Annotated in this window: 21 protein-coding genes, 1 tRNA gene and 1 pseudogene; 16 read left to right on the top strand and 7 right to left on the bottom strand. The window is 66.4% G+C overall.

Translation table 11 applies throughout. The features are described from left to right. The first annotated feature begins 12 nt into the window (after positions 1 to 12). From ACOGXQ_RS11150 to cobO, 3 genes are read left to right on the top strand one after another with little or no spacing between them, the layout of a single operon-like run. Complete coding sequence (locus ACOGXQ_RS11150; protein ID WP_419943745.1) at positions 13 to 1,092, top strand: FecCD family ABC transporter permease; 1,080 nt, start codon at positions 13 to 15, stop codon at positions 1,090 to 1,092. Further along, positions 1,086 to 1,922, top strand: a complete 837-nt coding sequence (locus tag ACOGXQ_RS11145; protein WP_419947379.1) for an ABC transporter ATP-binding protein — start codon at positions 1,086 to 1,088, stop codon at positions 1,920 to 1,922. The genes ACOGXQ_RS11150 and ACOGXQ_RS11145 overlap by 7 nt, the downstream gene beginning before the upstream one ends. Next, positions 1,919 to 2,515 carry a cob(I)yrinic acid a,c-diamide adenosyltransferase gene (gene cobO, locus ACOGXQ_RS11140; protein ID WP_419943744.1) on the top strand — a complete coding sequence of 199 codons (597 nt, stop codon included), beginning with the start codon at positions 1,919 to 1,921 and terminating at the stop codon, positions 2,513 to 2,515. The genes ACOGXQ_RS11145 and cobO overlap by 4 nt, the downstream gene beginning before the upstream one ends. 41 nt (positions 2,516 to 2,556) lie before the next feature. Here cobO and ACOGXQ_RS11135 read toward each other — a convergent pair whose 3' ends face one another. The 3 genes from ACOGXQ_RS11135 to ACOGXQ_RS11125 form a co-directional block, all read right to left on the bottom strand. After that, the gene (locus ACOGXQ_RS11135) at positions 2,557 to 4,062 is read right to left on the bottom strand and encodes a cobyric acid synthase (protein ID WP_419943743.1); all 1,506 of its coding nucleotides are present in this window, start codon (positions 4,060 to 4,062) and stop codon (positions 2,557 to 2,559) included. Continuing rightward, positions 4,020 to 4,595, bottom strand: a complete 576-nt coding sequence (locus ACOGXQ_RS11130; protein ID WP_419943742.1) for a hypothetical protein — start codon at positions 4,593 to 4,595, stop codon at positions 4,020 to 4,022. The genes ACOGXQ_RS11135 and ACOGXQ_RS11130 overlap by 43 nt, the downstream gene beginning before the upstream one ends. Before the next feature lie 79 nt (positions 4,596 to 4,674). Beyond that, complete coding sequence (locus tag ACOGXQ_RS11125) at positions 4,675 to 5,433, bottom strand: MBL fold metallo-hydrolase (protein WP_419943741.1); 759 nt, start codon at positions 5,431 to 5,433, stop codon at positions 4,675 to 4,677. A gap of 160 nt (positions 5,434 to 5,593) precedes the next feature. Here ACOGXQ_RS11125 and ACOGXQ_RS11120 point away from each other — a divergent pair. The 4 genes and pseudogenes from ACOGXQ_RS11120 (at position 5,594) to ACOGXQ_RS11105 (ending at position 10,051) form a co-directional block, all read left to right on the top strand. Then, positions 5,594 to 6,258: pseudogene (locus ACOGXQ_RS11120) on the top strand (acyl-CoA dehydrogenase family protein). Positions 6,259 to 6,401: 143 nt separating this feature from the next. Then, the gene (locus ACOGXQ_RS11115; protein ID WP_419943740.1) at positions 6,402 to 7,916 is read left to right on the top strand and encodes a DUF4349 domain-containing protein; all 1,515 of its coding nucleotides are present in this window, start codon (positions 6,402 to 6,404) and stop codon (positions 7,914 to 7,916) included. 116 nt (positions 7,917 to 8,032) lie between these two features. Beyond that, positions 8,033 to 9,490, top strand: a complete 1,458-nt coding sequence (locus tag ACOGXQ_RS11110; protein ID WP_419943739.1) for an AlkA N-terminal domain-containing protein — start codon at positions 8,033 to 8,035, stop codon at positions 9,488 to 9,490. Positions 9,491 to 9,556: 66 nt separating this feature from the next. Next, positions 9,557 to 10,051, top strand: coding sequence for a methylated-DNA--[protein]-cysteine S-methyltransferase (locus ACOGXQ_RS11105; RefSeq protein ID WP_419943738.1), 495 nt, complete (start codon positions 9,557 to 9,559; stop codon positions 10,049 to 10,051). A 126-nt stretch (positions 10,052 to 10,177) separates the two neighbouring features. On the opposite strand, the gene ACOGXQ_RS11100 is transcribed toward ACOGXQ_RS11105, so the two are convergent. Next, positions 10,178 to 10,262 (bottom strand) — tRNA-Leu (locus ACOGXQ_RS11100). A 50-nt stretch (positions 10,263 to 10,312) separates the two neighbouring features. Here ACOGXQ_RS11100 and ACOGXQ_RS11095 point away from each other — a divergent pair. From ACOGXQ_RS11095 to ACOGXQ_RS11065, 7 genes are all read left to right on the top strand, one after another. Continuing rightward, positions 10,313 to 10,591, top strand: coding sequence for an FHA domain-containing protein (locus ACOGXQ_RS11095; RefSeq protein ID WP_419947378.1), 279 nt, complete (start codon positions 10,313 to 10,315; stop codon positions 10,589 to 10,591). Further along, positions 10,591 to 11,058 (top strand): FHA domain-containing protein, encoded by a 468-nt coding sequence (locus tag ACOGXQ_RS11090; RefSeq protein WP_419943737.1) that lies wholly within the window; start codon positions 10,591 to 10,593, stop codon positions 11,056 to 11,058. The genes ACOGXQ_RS11095 and ACOGXQ_RS11090 overlap by 1 nt, the downstream gene beginning before the upstream one ends. Positions 11,059 to 11,119: 61 nt before the next feature. Continuing rightward, the gene (locus ACOGXQ_RS11085) at positions 11,120 to 11,956 is read left to right on the top strand and encodes a protein phosphatase 2C domain-containing protein (protein ID WP_419943736.1); all 837 of its coding nucleotides are present in this window, start codon (positions 11,120 to 11,122) and stop codon (positions 11,954 to 11,956) included. A 56-nt stretch (positions 11,957 to 12,012) separates the two neighbouring features. Continuing rightward, the gene (locus ACOGXQ_RS11080) at positions 12,013 to 13,338 is read left to right on the top strand and encodes an FtsW/RodA/SpoVE family cell cycle protein (RefSeq protein ID WP_419943735.1); all 1,326 of its coding nucleotides are present in this window, start codon (positions 12,013 to 12,015) and stop codon (positions 13,336 to 13,338) included. Then, complete coding sequence (locus ACOGXQ_RS11075) at positions 13,335 to 14,603, top strand: penicillin-binding transpeptidase domain-containing protein (RefSeq protein WP_419943734.1); 1,269 nt, start codon at positions 13,335 to 13,337, stop codon at positions 14,601 to 14,603. The genes ACOGXQ_RS11080 and ACOGXQ_RS11075 overlap by 4 nt, the downstream gene beginning before the upstream one ends. Before the next feature lie 64 nt (positions 14,604 to 14,667). Then, positions 14,668 to 16,971, top strand: coding sequence for a Stk1 family PASTA domain-containing Ser/Thr kinase (gene pknB, locus ACOGXQ_RS11070; protein ID WP_419943733.1), 2,304 nt, complete (start codon positions 14,668 to 14,670; stop codon positions 16,969 to 16,971). Positions 16,972 to 17,038: 67 nt separating this feature from the next. Then, on the top strand, positions 17,039 to 17,305 hold the full coding sequence (locus ACOGXQ_RS11065) for a cell division protein CrgA (RefSeq protein ID WP_419943732.1): 267 nt from the start codon (positions 17,039 to 17,041) through the stop codon (positions 17,303 to 17,305). 170 nt (positions 17,306 to 17,475) lie between these two features. On the opposite strand, the gene ACOGXQ_RS11060 is transcribed toward ACOGXQ_RS11065, so the two are convergent. Then, complete coding sequence (locus ACOGXQ_RS11060) at positions 17,476 to 17,733, bottom strand: hypothetical protein (RefSeq protein WP_419943731.1); 258 nt, start codon at positions 17,731 to 17,733, stop codon at positions 17,476 to 17,478. A gap of 167 nt (positions 17,734 to 17,900) precedes the next feature. Here ACOGXQ_RS11060 and ACOGXQ_RS11055 point away from each other — a divergent pair, with 167 nt between their 5' ends. Next, positions 17,901 to 18,161 (top strand): hypothetical protein, encoded by a 261-nt coding sequence (locus tag ACOGXQ_RS11055; protein WP_419943730.1) that lies wholly within the window; start codon positions 17,901 to 17,903, stop codon positions 18,159 to 18,161. Positions 18,162 to 18,184: 23 nt separating this feature from the next. Here ACOGXQ_RS11055 and ACOGXQ_RS11050 read toward each other — a convergent pair whose 3' ends face one another. Continuing rightward, positions 18,185 to 18,571: a DUF3499 family protein gene (locus tag ACOGXQ_RS11050; protein WP_419943729.1), complete on the bottom strand. Its 387-nt coding sequence runs from the start codon at positions 18,569 to 18,571 to the stop codon at positions 18,185 to 18,187. A 179-nt stretch (positions 18,572 to 18,750) separates the two neighbouring features. On the opposite strand from ACOGXQ_RS11050, the gene ACOGXQ_RS11045 reads away from it, so the two are divergent. Further along, positions 18,751 to 20,055, top strand: a complete 1,305-nt coding sequence (locus ACOGXQ_RS11045; RefSeq protein WP_419943728.1) for an acyl-CoA dehydrogenase family protein — start codon at positions 18,751 to 18,753, stop codon at positions 20,053 to 20,055. Between the two features lie 323 nt (positions 20,056 to 20,378). On the opposite strand, the gene ACOGXQ_RS11040 is transcribed toward ACOGXQ_RS11045, so the two are convergent. Next, positions 20,379 to 20,963, bottom strand: coding sequence for a class I adenylate-forming enzyme family protein (locus ACOGXQ_RS11040; protein ID WP_419943727.1), 585 nt, complete (start codon positions 20,961 to 20,963; stop codon positions 20,379 to 20,381). Positions 20,964 to 21,320: the final 357 nt, after the last annotated feature.

Below are 21,320 nucleotides of genomic sequence, written 5' to 3'. Positions count from 1 at the left end.
GCTAGAGCAGCGATGACCGCTTCGAGCGCATCTGGCGCAGCCGGTGGCACCGGCATCGAGCTGGCGGCATCGCGACTGCGGGCACCGGCGCTCGTCGCCGGCTTCGTTGCCGTCATCATCGCGGTCGTCGCCGGGCTCACCGTCGGCCCAGTCGGCATCTCGGCTCATCGAGTGCTGATGGAGCTCGCCGATCTGCTGCCTGGCGTTTCGGTCGAGTCGGGACTCAACGATGCGCACAAGGCGATCGTCACCGACATCCGGCTGCCGCGGGTTGTGCTGGGACTGCTGGTGGGCGCCACGCTTGCCATGAGCGGTGCCACCTATCAGGCGGCATTCCGAAACCCCCTCGCCGATCCGTACCTGCTCGGCATTGCCGCCGGTGCCGGACTAGGAGCGACCATCGCCATCGTCAATGACCTCGGCGACGGCGCCGGTGTGTTCGATCTCGTTCCGCTCGCTGCATTCGGCGGCGCACTCGGCGCGGTGACGGTTGCCTACCTCGCGGGACACATCGGCGGACGCTCGACAGCTTCGCTGATCCTTGCCGGCATCGCCGTGGCGAGCTTTCTGGCGGCCTGCCAGACGTATCTCCTGCAGGCCAATGCAGATGCGTTCCGCCAGATCCTCGCGTGGCTCCTCGGCCGGATCGCCACCTCGGGCTGGGCCGAGCCAGCGCTGCTGCTGCCGTATTTCCTGCTGACGACAGCCATCGTGCTGCGCTACCGGCGAGCACTGGACGTGCTTGCCGTCGGGGACGAAGAGGCCGCGGCACTCGGCCTCGAGCCCCGCCGGATCCGGCTGATCGTCCTGATTGCGGCGTCGCTCGGCGCGGCCGCTGCCGTGTCGGTGAGCGGGTTGATCAGCTTCGTCGGCATCATCGTGCCGCACACGATTCGGTTGATCTTCGGCAGCAGCAACCGCGTTCTGCTGCCGCTCTCGGTGCTGTTCGGCGGGGCGTTCCTGGTGCTCGCCGACCTGACCGCGCGCACGGTGCTGTCCCCCGCCGAACTGCCGATCGGCGTGGTCACGGCATTCCTCGGAGCGCCCTTCTTCGTGTTCGTGCTGCGTACAAGCCGGCGGGAGATCTGGTGACCGCCGCCGTCGACCTGCAGTCGCTCGATGTCCGGCTCAACGGGACCCACGTCCTGGGCGGCGTCGATCTGGCTGTGTCTCAAGGCGAGTGGGTCAACATCATCGGCCCGAACGGGGCCGGCAAGACCACCCTGCTGCGCGCCGTGCTGGGCCTCGTGGCCCACGACGGCGACATCCGCATCGACGGACTCACGAAGCTGCGACGCGCCGAGCGAGCTCGCAAGGTCGCCTACGTGCCGCAAACGCCGGTCATTCCCCGGGGCATGCTCGTCGCCGACTACGTGCTGCTGGGCCGCACGCCCCACCGCAGCATCTTCGCCGGCGAGACGTCGACCGATCGCGAGATCGCCGCCGACGTGCTCGAGCGCCTCGATCTCGTCGGATTCGGTGACCGTGCCATGCAGTCGCTTTCTGGAGGTGAACGCCAGCGCACGGTGCTCGCCAGAGCTCTCGTGCAGCAAGCCGACATCCTGCTGCTCGACGAACCGACAACCGCACTCGACCTCGGCCACCAGCAGGACGTGCTCGACTTGGTCGACGCGCTGCGTCGCGAGCGTGGCTTGACGGTCATCGCCACGCTGCACGATCTGACCCTCGCTGCCCGCTATGGCGACCAGGTGGCCATCCTGGCGGCGGGCGTCATTGCGCAGCGGGGTACGCCCAGCGAGGTGCTCACTGTTGCCAACATCGCAGAGCACTTCGACGCCCAAGTCCGGGTGATCGACGATCCCGAGGGCCCGGTGATCGTTCCCACAGCAACGACAACATCAGACACCAACAAGGCGGCGCCGGCGAACGGCGGCACCGCACAGAATGGAGACCACTCATGAATGCATCACAGCCTGACGGCTCGACGCCCACCGACGCTCCGCCCACTGATGATCCCCGCCCCGACGGGCTGCGCACCGCGCGCAGCCTAGTAGTGGTCAACACCGGCGATGGCAAAGGCAAGTCATCTGCGGCCTTCGGCATGGCGATGCGAGCACGAGCGCGGGAATGGCCGGTTGCGGTGGTGCAATTCCTGAAGTCCGACAACTGGGTGACCGGCGAGCAGATGATGGCCGAGCCGCTGGGCATCGACTTCTGGTCGCTCGGCGAAGGCTTCACATGGGACAGCGAGGACCTCACACGCGATGAGGCCGAGGCCCGTGAGGCGTGGCGGCACGGCAAGGCGCTGGTACAGGCAGGCGACCACCGGCTGGTGATCTTCGACGAGATCACCTACCCGCTGAACTGGGGATGGATTGATGCCGCAGACGTGGATGAGACCTTCCGCAACCGGCCTGAACGCGTCTCACTGGTGCTCACGGGACGCGACGCACCGGAGTGGATGATCGACTTGGCCGACACCGTGACGGAGATGGGAAAGACCAAGCACGCCTACGACTCGGGCATCCGCGCCAAGAAGGGCATCGACTACTGATCTGTTGCGGCGGGAATGCCACTGGGCAAACCCGTCGGATGTCACGCCGTCAACGCAGCGATACCCATCATCTCCCAGAGCGCCTCGACATCGAGGTGAGCGGCGAGCGAGTCGGCGACGCGGTCGAACTGCTCATCCCGGCGCGCCGCGAAGGAGCCGGGTGTCGGCGCAAATCCGCAGCCACCGATCGCGGCCACATGTGCGAGAAACGCGTGGCGAAACCCGTCCGCATCGAACACCCCGTGCAGCGAGGTACCCATGACGCGGCCATTGCGCCAGCCGTCGGATTCGCCGTCCAGCCAGAGCCATGGCTCCCCTTCGGCATCGACGCACAGACGCACCCGTCCGTGGTGGATCTGGTAGCCCTCGACATGACCGCCGAACGCCTCACCCCGACGCTGAGCGAGCACTTTGCTGTCCTCGAATACGGTCTCCACATCGAGCAGGCCCAAGCCCGGCACCCGCCCACAGCGCGATTCGACCTCGTCAGTGATGCTGCGGCCCAGCATCTGGTAGCCACCGCAGATTCCCAGCACCACGGCGTCGTGATCGGATGCTGCCGCCTCCACCGCCTGCGCGAGGCCTCGCGACCGCATCCACGCCAAGTCTTGGGCAGTGGCCTTGGAGCCGCCCAGCACGATGACATCGGGCCTGCCGAGTTCGCGCACCGAGCGCACGAACCGCACAGCGACATCCGGCTCGGCGAACAGCGGATCGAAGTCGGTGAAATTCGACAGGCACGGGAATGCGATGACGGCAACGTCGAGGTGCGCGTCAGCGCTGGGCGGGGGAAGCTCGCTGAGCGCCACCGAATCCTCGGCATCGATCTGAATGCTGTCGAGCATCGGCAGAACGCCCAGCACGGGCACGTCGCAGCGGCGCTCGATGTCTGCCAGTCCATCGCCGAGCAGCACCGGGTCACCACGGAACTTGTTGATGACGAAGCCCCGCACCAGCTCGCGCTGGCTGGGCGGCAGCAACGCGACAGTGCCGAAGAGCGATGCGAACACACCTCCCGGGTCGATGTCGCCGACCACGATCGCCGACAAGCCTGCACGCTCGGCAACCCGCAGGTTCACGATGTCACTGGCGGCAAGGTTGATCTCGGCCGGGCTGCCGGCACCCTCAAGCACGACGGCATCGAATTCGCGTCGCAAGCGCTGCAGCGCTGTCAGCACCAGCTCGAACAGTTCGGGCTTGTGCTTGTGATACTCGGCAGCGGTCATGGTCGCAAACGGCTTGCCGTTCACCACGATCTGCGCGTCGGTGTCCGACGTCGGCTTGATGAGCACCGGGTTCATGTCCACGCTGGCTTCGGTGCCTGCTGCCTGCGCCTGGCTGAACTGGGCGCGGCCGATCTCGTGGCCCGACACGGTCACCGCCGAGTTCAGCGCCATGTTCTGCGCCTTGAACGGTGCGACGCGCACGCCCCGCCTCGCCAGCAAGCGGCACAACCCCGCGACGATGGTGCTCTTGCCAGCGTTGGAAGCGGTCCCGCACACCATCAGGCCGGGCGCCAACGGGTCAAGGGCGGGTCGTTCGGCCATCGCGGCAGCGTACAAATCGTCTCTGCAGGACTCGCATCTGCGCGTCCGCTTAGCCCTGATCCACTGGTGGGGTGGGGTGTTGGCGGGTTGTGTGGGTTCTCAGCGTTGTTGTGCGCCGGCGCGGCGAAGGCGAGCCGGGCGGCGTTCGCCGCGAACCGTCCGGAGGGGCAGTGGGCGAGGCCGCCGGCTTTGATGTCGCGGACGGCTTGTTCGACGCGGGCGTGAGCGCGGTACGCGGTGTCGGCTGCTTTGGTGTCGAGCCCCTCAGCGGGGATGTCGGTGACCACGGCGTGGTGGCGCCAGTTCGGCCGCAGCTCGGCTTGGCCGCCGGCCAGGCGGGTGCGGCGCACCACGAGACGCGCCGTGCGCTTGGGTTTGCCCGCGGCGAAATCGACGTGTCCCCGCTGCGAGGAGTCCTTGCGCATCCGGGAGTGCACGATCTCGCCGGTGTCGTCGCGGGCCACGACCAGCGGGTGATACCCCAGCCGCCCGCCGTGGCCGTACGCGGCGCCGTGCTTCGCGTCGCTGTGCACCTCCCACAGCGTGGAGTCGATGTCGACCGTGATCGCTTCCGCTGCGCCACCATCACACTCTCGGCGCAGGACGCCACGCTCAACCCTGCCCGAACATCATCAGCCACTGCGCCTCGCTGCTCGGCTTGAAGACGTAATTCATCTGGCGGGTCTGGCCCATGGTGGCGTACGGCTCGAACGAGTACCGATGGCCGGGAAACAGCACGGCCGAGTCGGGCACCTTGGCCAGCGTGTCGTGCAGCGAGCGATACATCGCCGCAGGATCGCTGCCCGGCAGATCCATCCGACCACAGCCGTCGAGAAAGAGCGTGTCGCCGGCGACAAGCGCCCCGCCTACCAAGAAGCACTGGCTGCCAGGCGTGTGCCCGGGCGTATGCAGCAGTTCGATGTCGACGGCGCCCACCGACACGACATCGCCAGGAGCGTGCAACTCCATGTCGCTCATCGAGATGCCGGTGGTCTTTCGCACCAACTCGGCCTCGGGCGCCTGCAGGTGGATCTTCGTGCCCTGGCGTTCGAGCAGCTGGGCGACGCCCTCAATGCTGTAGCCCATCATGTTCCCGCCGATGTGATCGGCGTGAAAGTGCGTGGCCAGCACCCCGACCAGGTTCATCTCGTCCTCAGCGAGGATGTCAAGCAGGTCGTCGACGTTGTAGGCGGGATCCACCACGACTGCTTCACGGGTCTCCCGATCACCGATGAGATAGGCGAAGTTCACCATCTGACGGGCGATCGGGTCGCTGGTGGCGAAGTCTTGGCCCGACAGCAATTGTCGGAAGTAGAGCCGGCTCTCGACTGGCCGGCGCGCCTCGGGTTCGTCGTCCGTGTCATCACCCATGGCTGCGCACAGTACTCAGCGGCTGAGCCTTGGGCCCGAGCGGTCCGTGAACCCGCGTCGAGCGAGCACACCGAACGAGAGCGGGAAGCAATGACCGCACAGATGAGCGTTCTCGCATCGAAGGCGGCAGTATGCCCACATGAGCCAGACGCCTGCCCCCCTGTCGGACTTCTATGAGATGGACGAATTCCTCAGCGACGAGGAGGCCATGATCCGCGACACGGTCGCCGCCTTCGTCGCGAAGGAATGGGACCCGATCGTGGCCGAGCACTTCGAGGCGGGCACCTTCCCCACCGAGTTCATCCCGGTGATCGCCGACATGGGACTGCTGGGGATGCACCTCGACGGCTACGGCTGCGCCGGTGCGTCGGCGATGGCGTACGGCGTGGCATGCCGTGAGCTGGAAGCCGGCGACAGCGGCCTGCGCAGCTTCGTGTCGGTGCAGGGATCGCTGTGCCTGTTCCCGATCTGGCGCTACGGCTCGACCGAACAGAAGGAGCACTGGCTGCCGCGCATGGCAGCCGGCGAGATCATCGGCTGCTTCGGGCTGACCGAGTCCGACCACCTATGCGGCTCGGCCAGATCAAGGAGCAGCACCGGTTGCGACCGCATCACATCTCGATGGCCAAGCGACACAACCGCCGGGTGGCCATCGATACGGCCCGCACTGCCCGGGCGATGATGGGGGCCAACGGGGTCTCCACGGAGTACGCGCCGATGCGTCATGCGGCGAACATGGAATCGGTCATGACCTATGAGGGCACTGAGGAAATCCACGGGCTGATCCTCGGCCAGCAGATCACCGGCATACCCGCCTTCCGCTGACAGCGTCACGGCCTCATGACACAGTGGCATGTCATGAACCGCAGACCGACACGGAACTGCAACAGCCCTGCAGGGAACGCTGGCGCGACGATGGACGTCATTCAGGCAGAGCGGCGCAACACCCCGCCCCGAGGGAAAGCGCCATGACCGCTCCAAACAACCGCACGATCATCAGTCAGGAGACCACCATGAACACCGACATTGATGCATCCCCGATTGAACGCCCAAATTTCTGGCGACGCGCGTCTGTCCGCCGGCGGCTGGCGCTCGCCGGCATCTCGATGCTCGGCCTCATTGTCCTCATTGCACTCGTCGACTTCACTGTCAGTGGCAATGGGTTCGGCGGCGACGGCGACTACGGCTACGAGTCAGCCGACGGAATCGCGACTGCGGCTGCATTTGCGGACGACAGCGCTGATGCGGACGACAGCGCTGATTTCGCAAAGGAAGAGGGCGAGGCAATGGAGGCAGAGGAAGTCGTGGTGACGCCGGCATCTGCCCGTGGGGGCTCGGCGGCGGGCACAGGCACCAGTGCACTGGCCAACGACGTGCCGGCCATCCCCACCGACCTCAAACGCGACGTCATCTACATGGCGTCCATCGAGGTGCAGACTGCCGATGTCTCCGCCGCGGCGGCCGACGCACTTGTGATTGTTCAAGAACTCGGAGGGTTCATCTTCGGCCAGGAGACCCTTACCCAGGGCAGAGCACACACGACGCTGGTCTTCAAGATCCGTCCCGAGAACTTCACCGAAGCGTTGCATCGCCTGTCCAGGGTCGGCGAGCTCGTGAACCAGTCGGTCAACGCTCAGGATGTCGCCGGCGCCATCGTCGACCTCGACAGCCGCATCTCCAGCGCAGCTACCAGCGTCGAGCGGATGCGCGAATTCCTGAACCGCGCCACCGATGTAGAGGGCATCGCCGAACTCGAGCGCGAACTCAGCGAGCGAGAAACCAACCTCGAGGTTCTCCGGGGCCAGCTGCGCACGCTGCGAGACCAGGTGCAGTTGTCCACCATCACCCTGGCGATCAGCGAGTCAGTCGAAGCTCTGCCGCCCTCATCGCTGGCGCTGCGCGCATGGCTCGCCGCAGGTGATGACGACCCGTGCTTCGGGTTCAGCGATCTGATGACCGAGCCCAAAGACGAGGTGGGCATCTGCATCGAGTTGGAGAACGACGGGGAGACGACTCTGGCTGATGTCGCCCTGACGTCGAGCACTCTGCGCTTCAGGAACGATGATCTTTCCATTGCGTCTGATGTCGACCTCGCCCGCCTCGAATCCGGCGAGCACGCTACTGCCATCTTGCGCGAGAGGGTGGAAGACGGGCGGATCGGAGGTCGTGTGGCGACCCGTGGCCTGAGCATCGACATCCGGGTGAGCGCGATTCCCGTCACCGAGGACGGGCAGAAGCTCGCCCGGCTGGTCCGCGACACCACGCTGCACCTGACGGTGCCCGAGGATGACTCGCCGCCCGGCTTCGCCGATGCGCTCAGCGGCGGGTGGAATGCGCTCCTGGCCGTCGGCAGCGTTCTGCTGCTCATCGCCGGCGCGCTGCTGCCGTTCCTGCCGGTCATCGCGATCGCGCTCATCGTGGCGTGGTGGTGGCGCCGCCGTGCTCAGCGTTCTGGCGCAGCCTCCGACCTCGACAGGCCCTGAGAACTCGACACGCTTGACAGCCCTCAGGGCTATTCGACATCGATCGATACCGGACAAATTCGGACAAGACTGGTGATGTCCGAATTTGTCCGTTCGGTGTGCGCCAGACTGCTCGCATGCAGGTCGATGCCGTCCGCACCACCGGCATCTACTGCCGGGCTGATTGCTCGGCGTCGCCGCTGACGCACAACGTCACGCACTACTCGAATCAAGTGGCCGCCGAGGTCGCGGGATTCCGGGCGTGTCTGCGCTGCCATCCTGAACGCCGCGCCGGCTCGCTGGCTGATCTGGACGTTCCCGCACCCGTCGGAGCCGCGTTGGCACGCATCAACGACGGCTACCTCGATGACCACGACGAGGAAACGCTGGCGGCGCAGGTGGGCTACAGCGCCCGGCAGCTTCGAAGGCTGTTCGAAGAGCATGTCGGCGCCACGCCGACGACCATTGCCCGCTCCCGCCGGGCACACTTCGCGCGCTGCCTCATCGACGACACCGATCTGACGTTCGCCGAGGTCGCCCGGGCCGCAGGATTCAGCGGGTCGCGACAGCTGCACCGGGCCATGACCTCGGTGTTCTGCTTCACGCCGACCGAGCTGCGCTCCAAGCGCCTCCGTGGAGAGCATCCCGAGCTCGACGGGGGTCTGATGCTGGCGTTGCCCGCCCTGATGCCGTACGACTTCGGCACGTTCCTCGCCCACCAAGAGTGCCGGGCGATTCCCGGCGTCGAAGCCATAGCCGGCGACGAGTCCGCTTCGACCTACGCGCGCGGCTTCAGCGCCTGCGGGTACCCCGGCATTGCGGAAGTCGCAGCGTCACCGGACGGCCGCAGCGACCACTTGCACTTGCGACTGCACCTGCCGACCTACGACTCGATCATCGACGCGGTGGGGCGGGCCCGGGTGCTGCTGGGAACCGATGAAGACCCCGCACCTGCCGCCTCTGTGCTCGGAGACGATCCTGTGGTCGGCCCGCTGGTGCAGGCGACCCCGGGGCTGCGCGTGCCGCGCTCATGGGACCGCTTCGAGACCGCCATAAGGATCATCGTCGGGCAGCAGATCTCGCTCGCGGCCGCCACCACGCTCAGCGGCCGCATCGCCGAGCGCTTCGGCACAGCGATCAACCCCGTGCTGGAGTGCTGCAACGACGTCGTGGTGCCACTCACCCATCTCTTCCCCGGCGCGGCAACGCTCGCCGACGCCGGAACAGCGGCGTTCGGCGGCCTGGGGTTCACCCAGCAGCGCATTCGCACCATCGTCAGCTTCTCCGAGGCAGTGGCAAGCGGCGAACTGGACCTGACCGCCATCGACACGCTGGAAGCCACTGTCGCCCGGCTGTGCGAGCTGGAGGGTGTCGGCCCATGGACGGCACATCTCATCGCGATGCGCGTGTTCGGCCACGACGACGCATTCCCCGCGTCCGACCTCGGCCTGCGCCGTTCAGCAGAGCGCCTGGTCGGACACCCCGTCAGCGCCCGCGAACTCGAAGCACTCGCGGAGAGCTGGCGCCCGTACCGTTCGTGGGCCGCGCAGTACCTCTGGCACGCCAGCCACCCGTCCACCGCGAGCATCCGCTGATCTGCCTGCCGAAGATCGGCCTGTGCCCGACCAGCCTCTCATACGGAGACGAACCCAGGAGCCGACATGAGCACCGACACCCACTGGCATACGACCGTCGACAGCCCCATCGGCCCGTTGGGACTCGTGGCCACCGATCAGGGCCTGCGGGCCGTGTCATGGCGCGGTGACGAGACCACCGTCAAGCTGCCAAGCGACATGATCGAAGACGCTGAGCAGCCCATCCTGCAGAAGACTGCGCTGCAGCTCGGCGAATACTTCGACGGGACGCGCACCAGCTTCGACCTGCCGCTCGACTTGCGCGGCACGCCATTCCAAGAGGCCGCCTGGCGGGCACTGGGCGACATCCCCTACGGCAGCACCCGCAGTTATGGCGAGCAGGCAGCCCTGATCGGCCGGCCCAAGGCGGTGCGTGCGGTGGGCCAGGCCAACGGCCGCAATCCCGTCCCCATCGTGCTGCCGTGCCACCGGGTGATCGGCGCCAACGGCTCGCTCACCGGGTTCGGCGGGGGCTTGGACCTGAAGACCGACCTGCTGCGGCACGAAGGCGCCCTCGACTGACGGGCCAGCCCGGTCCGCGGCTTCGCCCTGTGTCTCCCACCCCTGTGTCTCCCACCCCTGTGTCTCCCACCCCTGTGTCTCCCGCCCTGGCTGGCTCCGCTCGAACCCCGAGGCTCAGCCTCTCGGTGCGCGAGGAGGGACTCGAACCCTCACACCCTTGCGGGCACAGGCACCTGAAGCCTGCGCGTCTGCCGAATTCCGCCACTCGCGCGTGGGGCGAACAGACTAGCCTGCCGACCCGCACTCCTACACTTGGCCGATGTGGATGGCCTCAGCTTGGTCGGCAGCGACGGACAGAACCACGAGCTGGTTTCCGGGATCGTCATCGGCAGGCGGAGTGACTGCGATATCGTCCTCAACGGCCCAAGAGTCTCACGGCGACATGCCCAGATCCATTCGGACGCTGAGGGAGTGCTCTTGGTTGATCTGGCCAGCATCAACGGGACCCTCGTGAACGGCATCGAGGTGACCAGCGAGCGGCTCGCCGTCGGCGATGTGGTCACCATCGGCGGGCACGAGCTACGGCTGGAGCTGAGCTGATGTCCGAACAGCTGGTGCAGCTGCTCGCGATCTGCGTGCTCGTCCTGCTGTACCTCTTCTTCTTCCGGGTGCTGAGAGCCGTGTGGGCCGGCGTGGCAACGCCGCGCAACCACCTGAGCTGGAAGTCCGTCCTCACGCTGCGCGGCAACGGACGTGACAATGGGAAGACGGCGTCGCGGCCGCTGGCACTCGTCGTCTGCTCCCCGCTCCACACTCAGGGCGAGCGGCACCTGCTCAGAGACACACTCACCATCGGGCGAAGTGCTGACTGCGATGTGGTCATCGACGACAGCTACTCCTCCCAAGCCCATGCTCGGCTCTATCGCCGGGGAGACCAGCATGTCGTGGAGGACTTGGGATCGACCAACGGGACCTATCTGAATCGCCAGAAGGTCGCCGCCACGACGGCAGTCCGGGTCGGCGACTTTGTCCAGATCGGCTCCACCGTCTTTGAGATCAGCGCATGATCGGCGCGCTGACCGACGCACGCTGCGCCGCCGCACGGCAGCACCGCGAGACTGCACGCTCATGAGCGCGCCCGCCCGCCAGATGCGCATCCGCTGGGGCGGCGCCTCGGATCAGGGGCTGCGGCGGGCCGAGAACCAAGACGCCATGTACGCCGACATCGGTCTTTTTGTAGTGGCTGACGGCATGGGCGGTCACTTGGGCGGCAGCGTGGCGTCCAGCCTTGCTGTCAAGACTCTGGCAGCGAATTCCCCATCGACACCGAGCGAGCTGGTCGCCGCTGTGCGCCACGCGAACCAAGTGGTGCACCATCGCTCAACCGCGCATCCAGATCTGACCGGCATGGGCACCACGCTGTGCGCTATCGCCGTAGTCCAGAGCGACGACAGCCGGGTCTGGTGCTTGGTCAACGTCGGCGACTCGCGTGTGTACCGATATCAGAGGGGTGAGCTGACCCAGCTCACGGTGGATCACAACTTCGTCGCCGAGATGGTCCGCGCTGGTGATCTCACCCCCTCCCAGGCCGCCGAGCATCCCAGGCGCAACACGCTCACGCGGGCCATCGGCGTCGAGCCAGAGGTGTCGATCGACGACTGGATCCTCGACCTCACTGGCAATGACCGGTTCCTGCTGTGCACCGACGGGCTCACCAACGAGTTGGACGAACTGGAGATTGCCCGACTGCTCGACGCTGACAGCCATCCCTCCGAGGTGGCGCGCGCATTAGTGCGCCAAGCCAACGATCGCGGGGGGCGGGACAACTCGACAGCGCTTGTCGTCGACGTCGACATCGAAGGCCTCGAGGCGCCGACAGCAGTGCCCGTCGATGCCGTCGCCGAGACTGCCAGCGCCGAAGGCGCCTCGAAGCGGCGCGGCTGGCGACGCGCTCGCGCGCGTTGAGGACACCGCTGCACATACGACGTCGCACCGAGGCAGCGCTCGCTGTGCTCGTAAGCATGGTGACCTGCACCATCTTCGCCGTCGTGGCGCTGGGCTTGGAACAGAGTTCGGCAAGGGGCGAATCCGGAGGCTTGTCTGAAACGGAACTCCTCAGCGCAGCGTCGTTGTGGGGAACTGCTGGCTGGCTGACAGCGGTGCTCGTCGGCGGTGCCGCAACGATGCGGGCGATCAGGCAATGGGCACCGAGAGGCAACGAGATCCTCTTCAGTCTCATGGCGCTGCTCATGGGCATCGGCTGGGTATTCGTCGCGCGCGTCGACGCTCGACTGGCATCCGAGCAGGCAGTTGCCATGCTCCTCGGGTTCGCAGCGATCGCTGGGATCCTGGCTGCAGCGGATTGCCTCGATTGGTTCCTGAGCCGCCCAGGCGCCTGTGGGTTGGCCACCGTGGCGCTGCTCGCCGCGGGGAGCTTCGCCAGCGGAGCGAGCGTCTCGGCCGGTGCCTATGAGCCGCCGCGCCAGTTGCTGGACTTGGGGTCGCTGCCGAGCATCCAGCCCTACGGACTCGCCAAGATCGTCGCAGCCATCGCTGCCTGCGGACTCGCAACGACCGCACCGCGCTGGCTCACTCCACGCTTGATCCCGCATCGTCATGCTGCGGGTGCGAGCGTTGTCATGATCGGCGCGTGGACGCTGCTCATCATCGGCGGCGAACTGGCCAGCTCGGTGATCGTGTTCGCAACTGCCTGTCTGCCGCTGTGGCTCGACGGCGACGATCTCGTCGGCAGTGACATTCCGACCGCCCCCCGGTCGACACGAGCAAGAGCGCTCAGCGGTGTGATCGCTACATACGCTGTCGGCGTCGGCGTGCTGATCACGGTGTACGACCGGCTGTCGGCACAGGTTCAGTATTGGCTCAACCCGTGGGTCGAGACCGCCGAGGCGACCGTCGTCGATGCCGCGTTCGCCATCAGCGCTGGCGGCATCAGCGGGGTAGGCCCCGGACTCGGCGCGCCGCAGCTACTGCACCAACCGCACAACGACTTCATCTTCGCCGTCGTTGCCGAAGAACTCGGCGTCCTGGGCGGAGCGGCACTGCTGATCGCGTTCGCATTGCTCGTCGGCGTCGGCACAGGCATCGCTCAGCGGGCGCAGGGTGCACATCGACTCCTGGCTGCGGCTGTCACATCAGTGATCGGGATGCAAGCCTTCTTCAGCATCGCCGGCGTTCTGCGGCTGCTGCCGCACACCATCGGCGCTCTGCCGTTCGTGGCCTACGGACCTCTGGCAATGATCGGCAACTGCATCGCCGTCGGATTGCTGCTTGCCATTTCCGATGCCAGCGACGCCGGTTCCCGGCAACTGCAGGCTGACGAGTCATGAACCGGCGGATCGTACGATTGGCAGCCGTGCTGGCCGCGGGATTTGCGGTACTCCTGGTGCAGCTCACCAATGTCGGCTATCTCTCCGCGGAGGGCCTCCGAGATCACGAACTCAATCAGCGAGCTGCGGCAGCGGCGCTCGGGCAGGCGCGCGGCGCGATCATCACCATGGATGGCGAGACGATCGCCCACGCCATCGGCCCGGAAGAAGTCGAGCAGCGCCGACTGCGCACCTACCCCCACGGCACGCTCTATGCGCATGTCGCGGGATTCCTCTCACTCGCCGCCGGAGCGAGCGGCCTCGAGCGCAGCTACGACGCAGAGCTCTCCGGAAACGCAGCAAGCATCGCGCTGCGCGACATGTCGGATCTGTTCGCCGACAGCGACCGCGTCGGCGATCTCCTCTTGTCGGTGCATCACGGTGTGCAGCTCACCGCTCGAGCTGCGCTCGGCGACCGAGATGGCAGCGTGGTCGTCGTCGAGCCGGGTACCGGCGCAGTCATCGCGCTGTGGTCCCGACCCAGCTTCGACCCGAATGCGATCATCGGCACACTGCCCGCTTCGACCGCCGCCAGCCAAGTGCCGACGCTCGCTCGCGCCTACCGGCAGCATTACTTCCTCAACTCCGACGAATCGTCCGAATCCGCAGCGGCCTCCCTGCTGGATGGGGCACGCAGTCAACTGGGTCCCACTGGCATCGACCTGCCCGGCGAACCCGGCCGCGGCGAGATCAGCGAGGGCGTACCGCTCACACCGCTGCAGCTCGCCCTCGCGGCCGCTTCGGTCGCCAACGGAGGGGTGCGCATGCGCCCCTATGTCGTGCGCAGCGTGAGCGTGCGATCAGCGACCCTCTCGACTGGCAGTCAGCCGGCAGGCGCTGACACATCGGCGACCACAACACCACGAACTGCGGGCCGCCTCTTCAAAGCTGCCGAGGCTGCCAGCCTGCTGGCGAGCATGACCACAGAGGCCCAGCAGGCCATGATCGAGCTGACGCCGGCCGATGGCGTCACGCTTCCCGCAGCGCTCGCAACCGGCGGAATCGGCCGGTCGGCTGATGGACCCAGTGGCGGCAGCTGGGCGGTGCTGCTGGCGCCGACGGATACGCCGACGGTAGCCGTCGCGGTACTCATCGAACCCGAGACGGAACTTGACATGGGCGATCCGCGGGACAACGGTACCTTGGCAACGATGATCGCTGCGACCGCAGCGGAAACCGCCCTTGCACTGCGGGCAGTCCCGACACCCGTCGCCGACGGCCCCTAACCCGACCCGCTGCCGTCGACCAGCCGAGCCGGCGGCCCGATCTGACAGCAATAGCCCAACGTCCATGGCAGACACCACAAACCCCATCTTCGGCGGCCGCTATGAGCTGTTCAGCCGCATCGCGCGGGGCGGAATGTCCGAAGTGTTCTTGGGCCGCGACCAGCTGCTCGACCGGCCGGTCGCGGTCAAAGTGCTGTTCCCCGAGTTCGCTGCCAATTCGTCGTTCGTCGAGCGCTTCCGCCGGGAGGCCCAAGCCGCCGCCAACCTGAGCCAGCCCAACGTGGTCGGCGTGTACGACTGGGGCAACCACGAAGGCACCTACTACATCGTCATGGAGTACGTCGAGGGGCGAAGCTTGGCTGAGGTCATCCGCAGCGAGGGTCCGTTGCACCCCGACCGCGCCGCAGACATCGCTATCGACATCGCTGCGGCACTGGCATTCGCACACGGCAACGGCGTCGTTCACCGCGACATCAAGCCGGGAAACGTGATGATGACCCAGTCCGGCCAAGTGAAGGTCGCTGACTTCGGCATCGCTCGGGCACTCGGCGGCGCATCGGAGGATCTGACGCGCACGGGTTCGGTGATGGGCACCGCCACCTACCTGTCTCCCGAGCAAGCCCAAGGACTGGACGCGGATCCGCGCAGCGACGTGTACTCGCTCTCAGTCGTGCTGTACGAAGTGCTCACTGCCGGACCGCCGTTCACCGGTGACAGCCCCGTGGCGATTGCCTACAAACACGTCCAGGAGACGCCGGTTCCGCCGTCGCGCTACAACGCCGACGTCCCCCACGAACTCGAAGCGATCTGCCTGCGCGGACTCGCCAAAGACCCTGACGCCCGTTACGGCTCGGCCGCTGAGATGCGCAACGACCTGCTGCGCTTCCGTGCCGGCCAGCCGACGCACGCTGCCGCCGTCGACGTCACGGCTTATTTCCCGGCAGTCTCCGCGCCCACACTGACGGCGACTGGCCAGATTCCAGCAACGACGCCCCAAGCGGGGCACATACCACCGCCCGCTCCGCCTGCGCCCCCCTACGGCGAGTACGCGCAGCCGCAGTACCCCCAGCCATACCCGCCCCAATACGCCCCGAGCGCTCCACCGAGCCAGATCGAGCCGCCGGACCGCACTCCCATGTGGATCACCTTGCTAGTGATCCTGCTGCTGGTCATCGCCGGCCTGGTGTTCCTGCTCGTCAACGACCGGGGCGAACCCGGTCAGGTGGCAGTGCCCCCGGACACGTCGGATGCTCGTCTGCGCGTGCCCAACGTCCGTGGTGTTCCCTTCGAGGAAGCCCAGCGCGAACTGGGCAATGTCGGATTCATGCATGTCACGCCCAGATACGAAGAGCGCGACGACGTCGAAGAAAACATCGTGTTCGATCAGATTCCCCAACCGGGGCTGCTGCTGGCTGAGCCCAACGATCCCGACAATCCGATCATTCTGCTGGTCGCCGAACCGCCCAATCTGGTCCAGTTGCCCAACGTGGTCGGGCAGGGCTACGAAGAAGCCGAAGCCGTGCTGGTGTTGTCGGGCTTCAGCGTCGACCGCATCGATGTCCCCAATGACAGCTTGGCGATCGGGATGGTGACCGCTCAGAGCATCCCGAGCACCGAGCAGCGGCCCGCCGGCACGGTCATCACGCTGACGGTCTCGGCGGGGCGGGGAGAGGTCGAGGTTCCGCGCCTGATCGGCCAGACAGTCAACGACGCTCGGGTCGCGCTGGCCCGTCTCGGTCTCGTGGACCGCGTCGAGCGGGAGTTCTCCACCCAGTTCAGCGAGGGGACCGTGATACGCAGCAGCCCCGAAGCTGTCGAATCGGTGGAGCGGGGCAGCGTGATCACGCTGGTCGTATCCGATGGACCCGAGGAATTGGTGGTGCCTGCTCTCGAGGATTTCGACACGTCGGTCGCCGATCGCATCGAGGCAGAACTCATTGCGCTTGGTTTCACCGTGAAACGCACCTTCAGCGAAGTTTCCAACGTCGAGGTCAACACCAACGTCGTCCGTAGCATCAGCCCCGAACCCGGGACTGTGCTCATTGCCGGATCCGAGGTCATCATCCACCTGTACACGCCACCGACGATTGCAACCATTCCCAGCCTGCAGGCATTGGGGACCTTTGATGCCGACGAGGTCGAGGCCGCCATGACCGAACTCGGTTTCCGGCTCAGGCGTCGCACACAATCAGTCGTCGCAGGCGATCCGGCCGACGGGCAGGTCATCACGTTCGATCCGGCCCCCGGCACTGACGTCAAGATCAACTATGACACGGTGACGCTGATCGTCGGCGAGGCCGAAGCCGACACCGGCGAAGAGGAACCCGATGACGCGTCCGAGGACCCGCCCGAAGACGGTGAAGAGTGAGAGTCGCTCGCTGAAGCACACCTGCGATGCAGCTCAGATCTCGATTGCACCACTAGGTTGATCAGCCATGGCTCGCCCTCGCAAGACAAGTCGCATCACGCCCAAAGGCACGCGGCCTCAAGGGTCGCAGATTGCCCCCACAAGCGCTCCCCGCCACGGCTCGCAGAGTGCTTCGTGGTTCGGCTGGCTGATCCTGACCTTGCTCAGCATCGGCACCGCCGTCATCGTGTCGAACTACATGAGCTGGCTGCCCGGCAGCCCGACCAGCGCGTGGATTGCGGTCGGCCTCGCAATAGTGCTGGCAAGCATCCTGCTCGCAACCCGTTGGCGCTGATTGCTGCGAACACTGAATCGGCGCTTCGCGTCACCGGCGACCAACGACCAGCGGCGGTCGGCGGTCGCCCAAAGGGGCTGCCGTGCAGCCCGCATGCGAATGACATGGATGCAATTTACCCAGCATGTGGAAAACCTGTGGGAATCAGCACTCGATTCGGCGGCCGGCGCCTACTCGTCGGCATTCACGATGAGATCCATGTCCTCGCTGCAACAGCGGGGAGGCGTCGGGTGCTGCACCGGGGCACGCGTCATGCGCATCTCGGTGCCGCACAGGCTGCACCGGTAGGTGAGCCGGACCCGACGCAGCTCCCCCGGCGGGGGAGGCGGCGGGATCGGCCTCGAGAACGTGGCCATCAACCGCAGGCCGAGCCGGTACACGATGTAGATGAACACCAGCGACAGCGGTACAGCCAGCCACAGGCTCACGCAATCACGCTAACGGCGCGTGCCTAGTGGTATGTCCGTAAATTGCCTGGGGTGAATCGCGGCCTGTCCTGGCATGTCAGCGGCTCAAGATCCGCCTTGGCCGGAACCATGACCGCCGCCCGCCCGTGCCGCCGTTGGAACTCAGGTGCTTGTGCCATTGTTTGGCTGTGCGGCCGAGCGGGACCGAGCCGGGCGATTTCGTCGAGTACGACATGGACCTCTATGAGGCCCAGCGTCGCAACCGGATGCGCGCTGCGCTTGAGGCCAGCCGAGTTGAGATGAGCCGCGAGCTCGGCATCGAGCTGCGGGTGGCCAGCGAGGGCAACAATCTGGTGCTCGCCGATGCGGAGGGAATCCGCTACCGGGCGAGCCTGAATCACGAGGGGCGACTCGTGCTGACCGCAACTCGGGGCGCGAGCCTGCTCTAGCAGGTTGGTCGGATTGCCGCGAGTTACTGCGAGCGGGCCGGTGCTGCCCGGAATGCGCGCTCGAGCAGTGACGGCGGAGCCGGTTCGGACTCGACGGCCTGCGGGGACTCGGAGGACTCGGAGGGCTCGGGACGCGAGCGGGACTCGAACAACGGCGCTGGAGGCTCGCTTGGCGGCGGTGCAACCGGATCTGGCGCTGGCATCCGTCGATCCTCGAACTCCCACCCAACCGGCACCGTGATGCGGTCCGCATGCACTCTGCAGAGCGGGACCACCACGTTCCGGCTGCGGGTCGTCCCGGCAACCGTCGCGGGATCGAGGTCGTACAGCCACGCCCTCGCCCCGGTGATGTCGTACCCCAGCCCGGCGATGGCCATCTCGGTGCACATGCCTCGGACACATTGCAGCATGGCCTTCGAAGGTACCGGCGCGCTCAGCTCCGCTGAGGGATGGGCGATCGGGCAATGAGGCCCGGCCGGGAGCTGCCCACGCCTGCTTCGATAGTGTTCACTGCGTCAGCGGCAGGCCAGCGGCTGGCGAGCACTCGAGGGGAGCAGCTGTGGTTGGCGGAGCATTGAAGTCCGCGAGCATGGACGATTTCGATCTTCGGATGTCCACCGAGGTCGAGCCGCTGTACGAGGCAGTCAAGGCGTTCATCCGCGATGAGGTCGACCCCATCACCGAGGAATTCCACCGGATGGGCGAGAACCGCGAGGACCGCTGGCATTGGGCGCCCGGGCAGCTCGAGCTGCTCGACGGTGCCAAGGCCAAGGCGCGCGAGCTGGGCCTGTGGAACTTCTTCCTGCCCGACGCGGACACCGGCGAGGGTCTCAGCAATCTGGACTACGCCTACATCGCGAACGAGCTGGGCAAGAACCGGCTGGCCTCGGAGTGCCTGAACTGCTCGGCACCCGACACCGGCAACATGGAAGTCCTCGAACGCGTCGGCACACCGGAGCAGAAGGCGCAATGGCTCGAGCCGCTGCTCGAAGGCAAGATCCGCTCGGCCTACGCGATGACCGAACCCGCCGTGATGAGCTCGGACGCCAAGCAGGTGCAGACCAACGCCGTGCTCGACGGCGACGAGTGGCTGATCAACGGCGAGAAGTTCTATATCTCGGGGGCTGGCGATCCCCGCTGCAAGATCATGATCACCATGGTCCGCACCAACCCCGACGCGGACACCTACAAGCAGCAGTCGCAGATACTCGTGCCGATTGACGCCCCCGGCGTCAACATCCTCGGCCCGATGCACGTGTTCGGCGCCGACGATGCGCCGCATGGACACATGCACATCGTGTTCGACGACGTGCGCGTGCCCAAGGACAACATCCTGCTCGGCGAAGGCCGCGGCTTCGAAATCTCTCAGCTGCGGCTGGGCCCGGGTCGCATCCATCACTGCATGCGGTCGATCGGATCCGCCGAGAAAGCCATCGAGATGATGGTCGACCGGGGCGTGAGCCGGGAAGGCTTCGGCAAGAAGCTCATCAACCTCGGCAAGAACATGGAGATCGTCTCGCGGTCACGCATCGAGGTGGAAGCGATGCGGCTGATGGTGCTGCGGGCCGCCAAGGCCATGGACACCCTCGGCAATGCCGAGGCTCGGGTCTGGGTCAGCGCGGTCAAGGCGATGGTGCCCGAGAAGTGCTGCGACATCATCAACGAGGCCATCCAGATGCACGGCGCCGCCGGCGTCTCACAGTGGTACCCGCTGGCGGACATGTGGCATGCACAGCGCACGCTGCGGCTGGCTGATGGGCCTGACGAGGTGCATCACCACGTTGTGGCACGCTCCGAAGTTCGCAACCGCGAGTCAGAGCGAGCGATGGGCTTCGCCGACGATCACGCGCTGGACGGCCCTCGTCAGCCTGCGATGGCCTTCTCTGGCCCCTAGTGCCGTGTCAGCAAACGTTTGCGCGGTTGCCGGCGCCGTCGCTTCGCCTGCGAGCAGGCCCTCCAGCGATCCCCGCCACAGCGAAGGTTGCTTGACACGGCACTAGCCGCTGAGCACGAGGCGAACAGAGGCATGGTCTCCGTGCTTCAAACAGGTGCCGCGCAGGGTTGAGCGACCGGGCCGGGCCGAGGTGCCGCCTCCGTGCTTCAAACAGATGAAGCGCTTCGTGCGCAATCTGGATGTGCCAAGGGCGCTTCATAACTGCGCGCGGAGGCGGCACCTCGATCCGGCCCTCGGTTCGCTGGGTCTTTGCCTTGGCCGCGCTAGGCGTGGGTGGGGTCGCCGAGGTCTTGGAGGGCCCAGTCTCTGAGTTCTACTTTGCGGATCTTGCCTGAAGGCGTAGCCGGCATCTCTTTGACGAAGATCACGTGGCGGGGGATCTTGAAGCTGGCGATGCGGCCCCGGCAGCGTTCGATGAGCGACTCCTCGGTGATGTCGGCTGAGGCTGCGGGCGTGAGCTGGACAAAGGCCACCGGGACCTCTACGAGACGGGGGTCGGGGTAGCCGACCACGGCGATCTGCTCGACGCCGTCTACCTCGAGCAGGTAGCCCTCGACCTCGGCGGGGGAGACGTTCTCGCCGCCTACCTTGAGCATGTCCTTGTGACGGCCGATGAAGACAACGTGGCCGTCGGGTCGCACGCGGGCGATGTCGCCGGTGTCGAGCCAGCCGTCGTCGCCGAGCACCTCGGCAGTGGCCTCGGGGCGGCGCCAGTACTCCTCCATCACCGTGTAGCCCCGGACGAACAGCGCTCCAGGCACATCGGGCGCGCACTTCTCGCCAGTCTGAATATCTCGGTGCGCTGCTCTCCTGAGCCAATAGAATCCCGACTGATGCGCATCATCCACGAGGGCGTCAACAACCCGTCCCGCGGCATGCGAAGCAAACGCGAGTTCGTTGCGGCGCTTGCGCTAGCAACGCTTCTCGGGACACTCACAGCGGCAGGAGTGATCTTTGTTGAGACTGCTGCTCTGCGGGTTGCCGTGTTTGCAATTCCCGTACTGGGGGCTGGTGTCGCCGGCCTGTGGTGGGAACGTCGCGGACGAGAGCGGTTTCCGCTCCAGTCGCTCGGCGAGCAACCTACAGACACAACTTGACACTCTCAACCGCTCTGACTGCTGAGAAGTCTCGTCGCGGGCTGCCGACCCTGTATGGCACGGCACTGTCCGCATTGTTGCTAGCTGGCTGCGCCTCGTCTGGAGGTC

The organism is Candidatus Poriferisodalis sp. (assembly GCF_965208485.1).
Lineage (GTDB): Bacteria > Actinomycetota > Acidimicrobiia > Acidimicrobiales > Poriferisodalaceae > Poriferisodalis.
The sequence above is the reverse complement of the archived record's forward strand: the minus strand, read 5'-3'. Positions and strand labels throughout refer to the sequence as shown.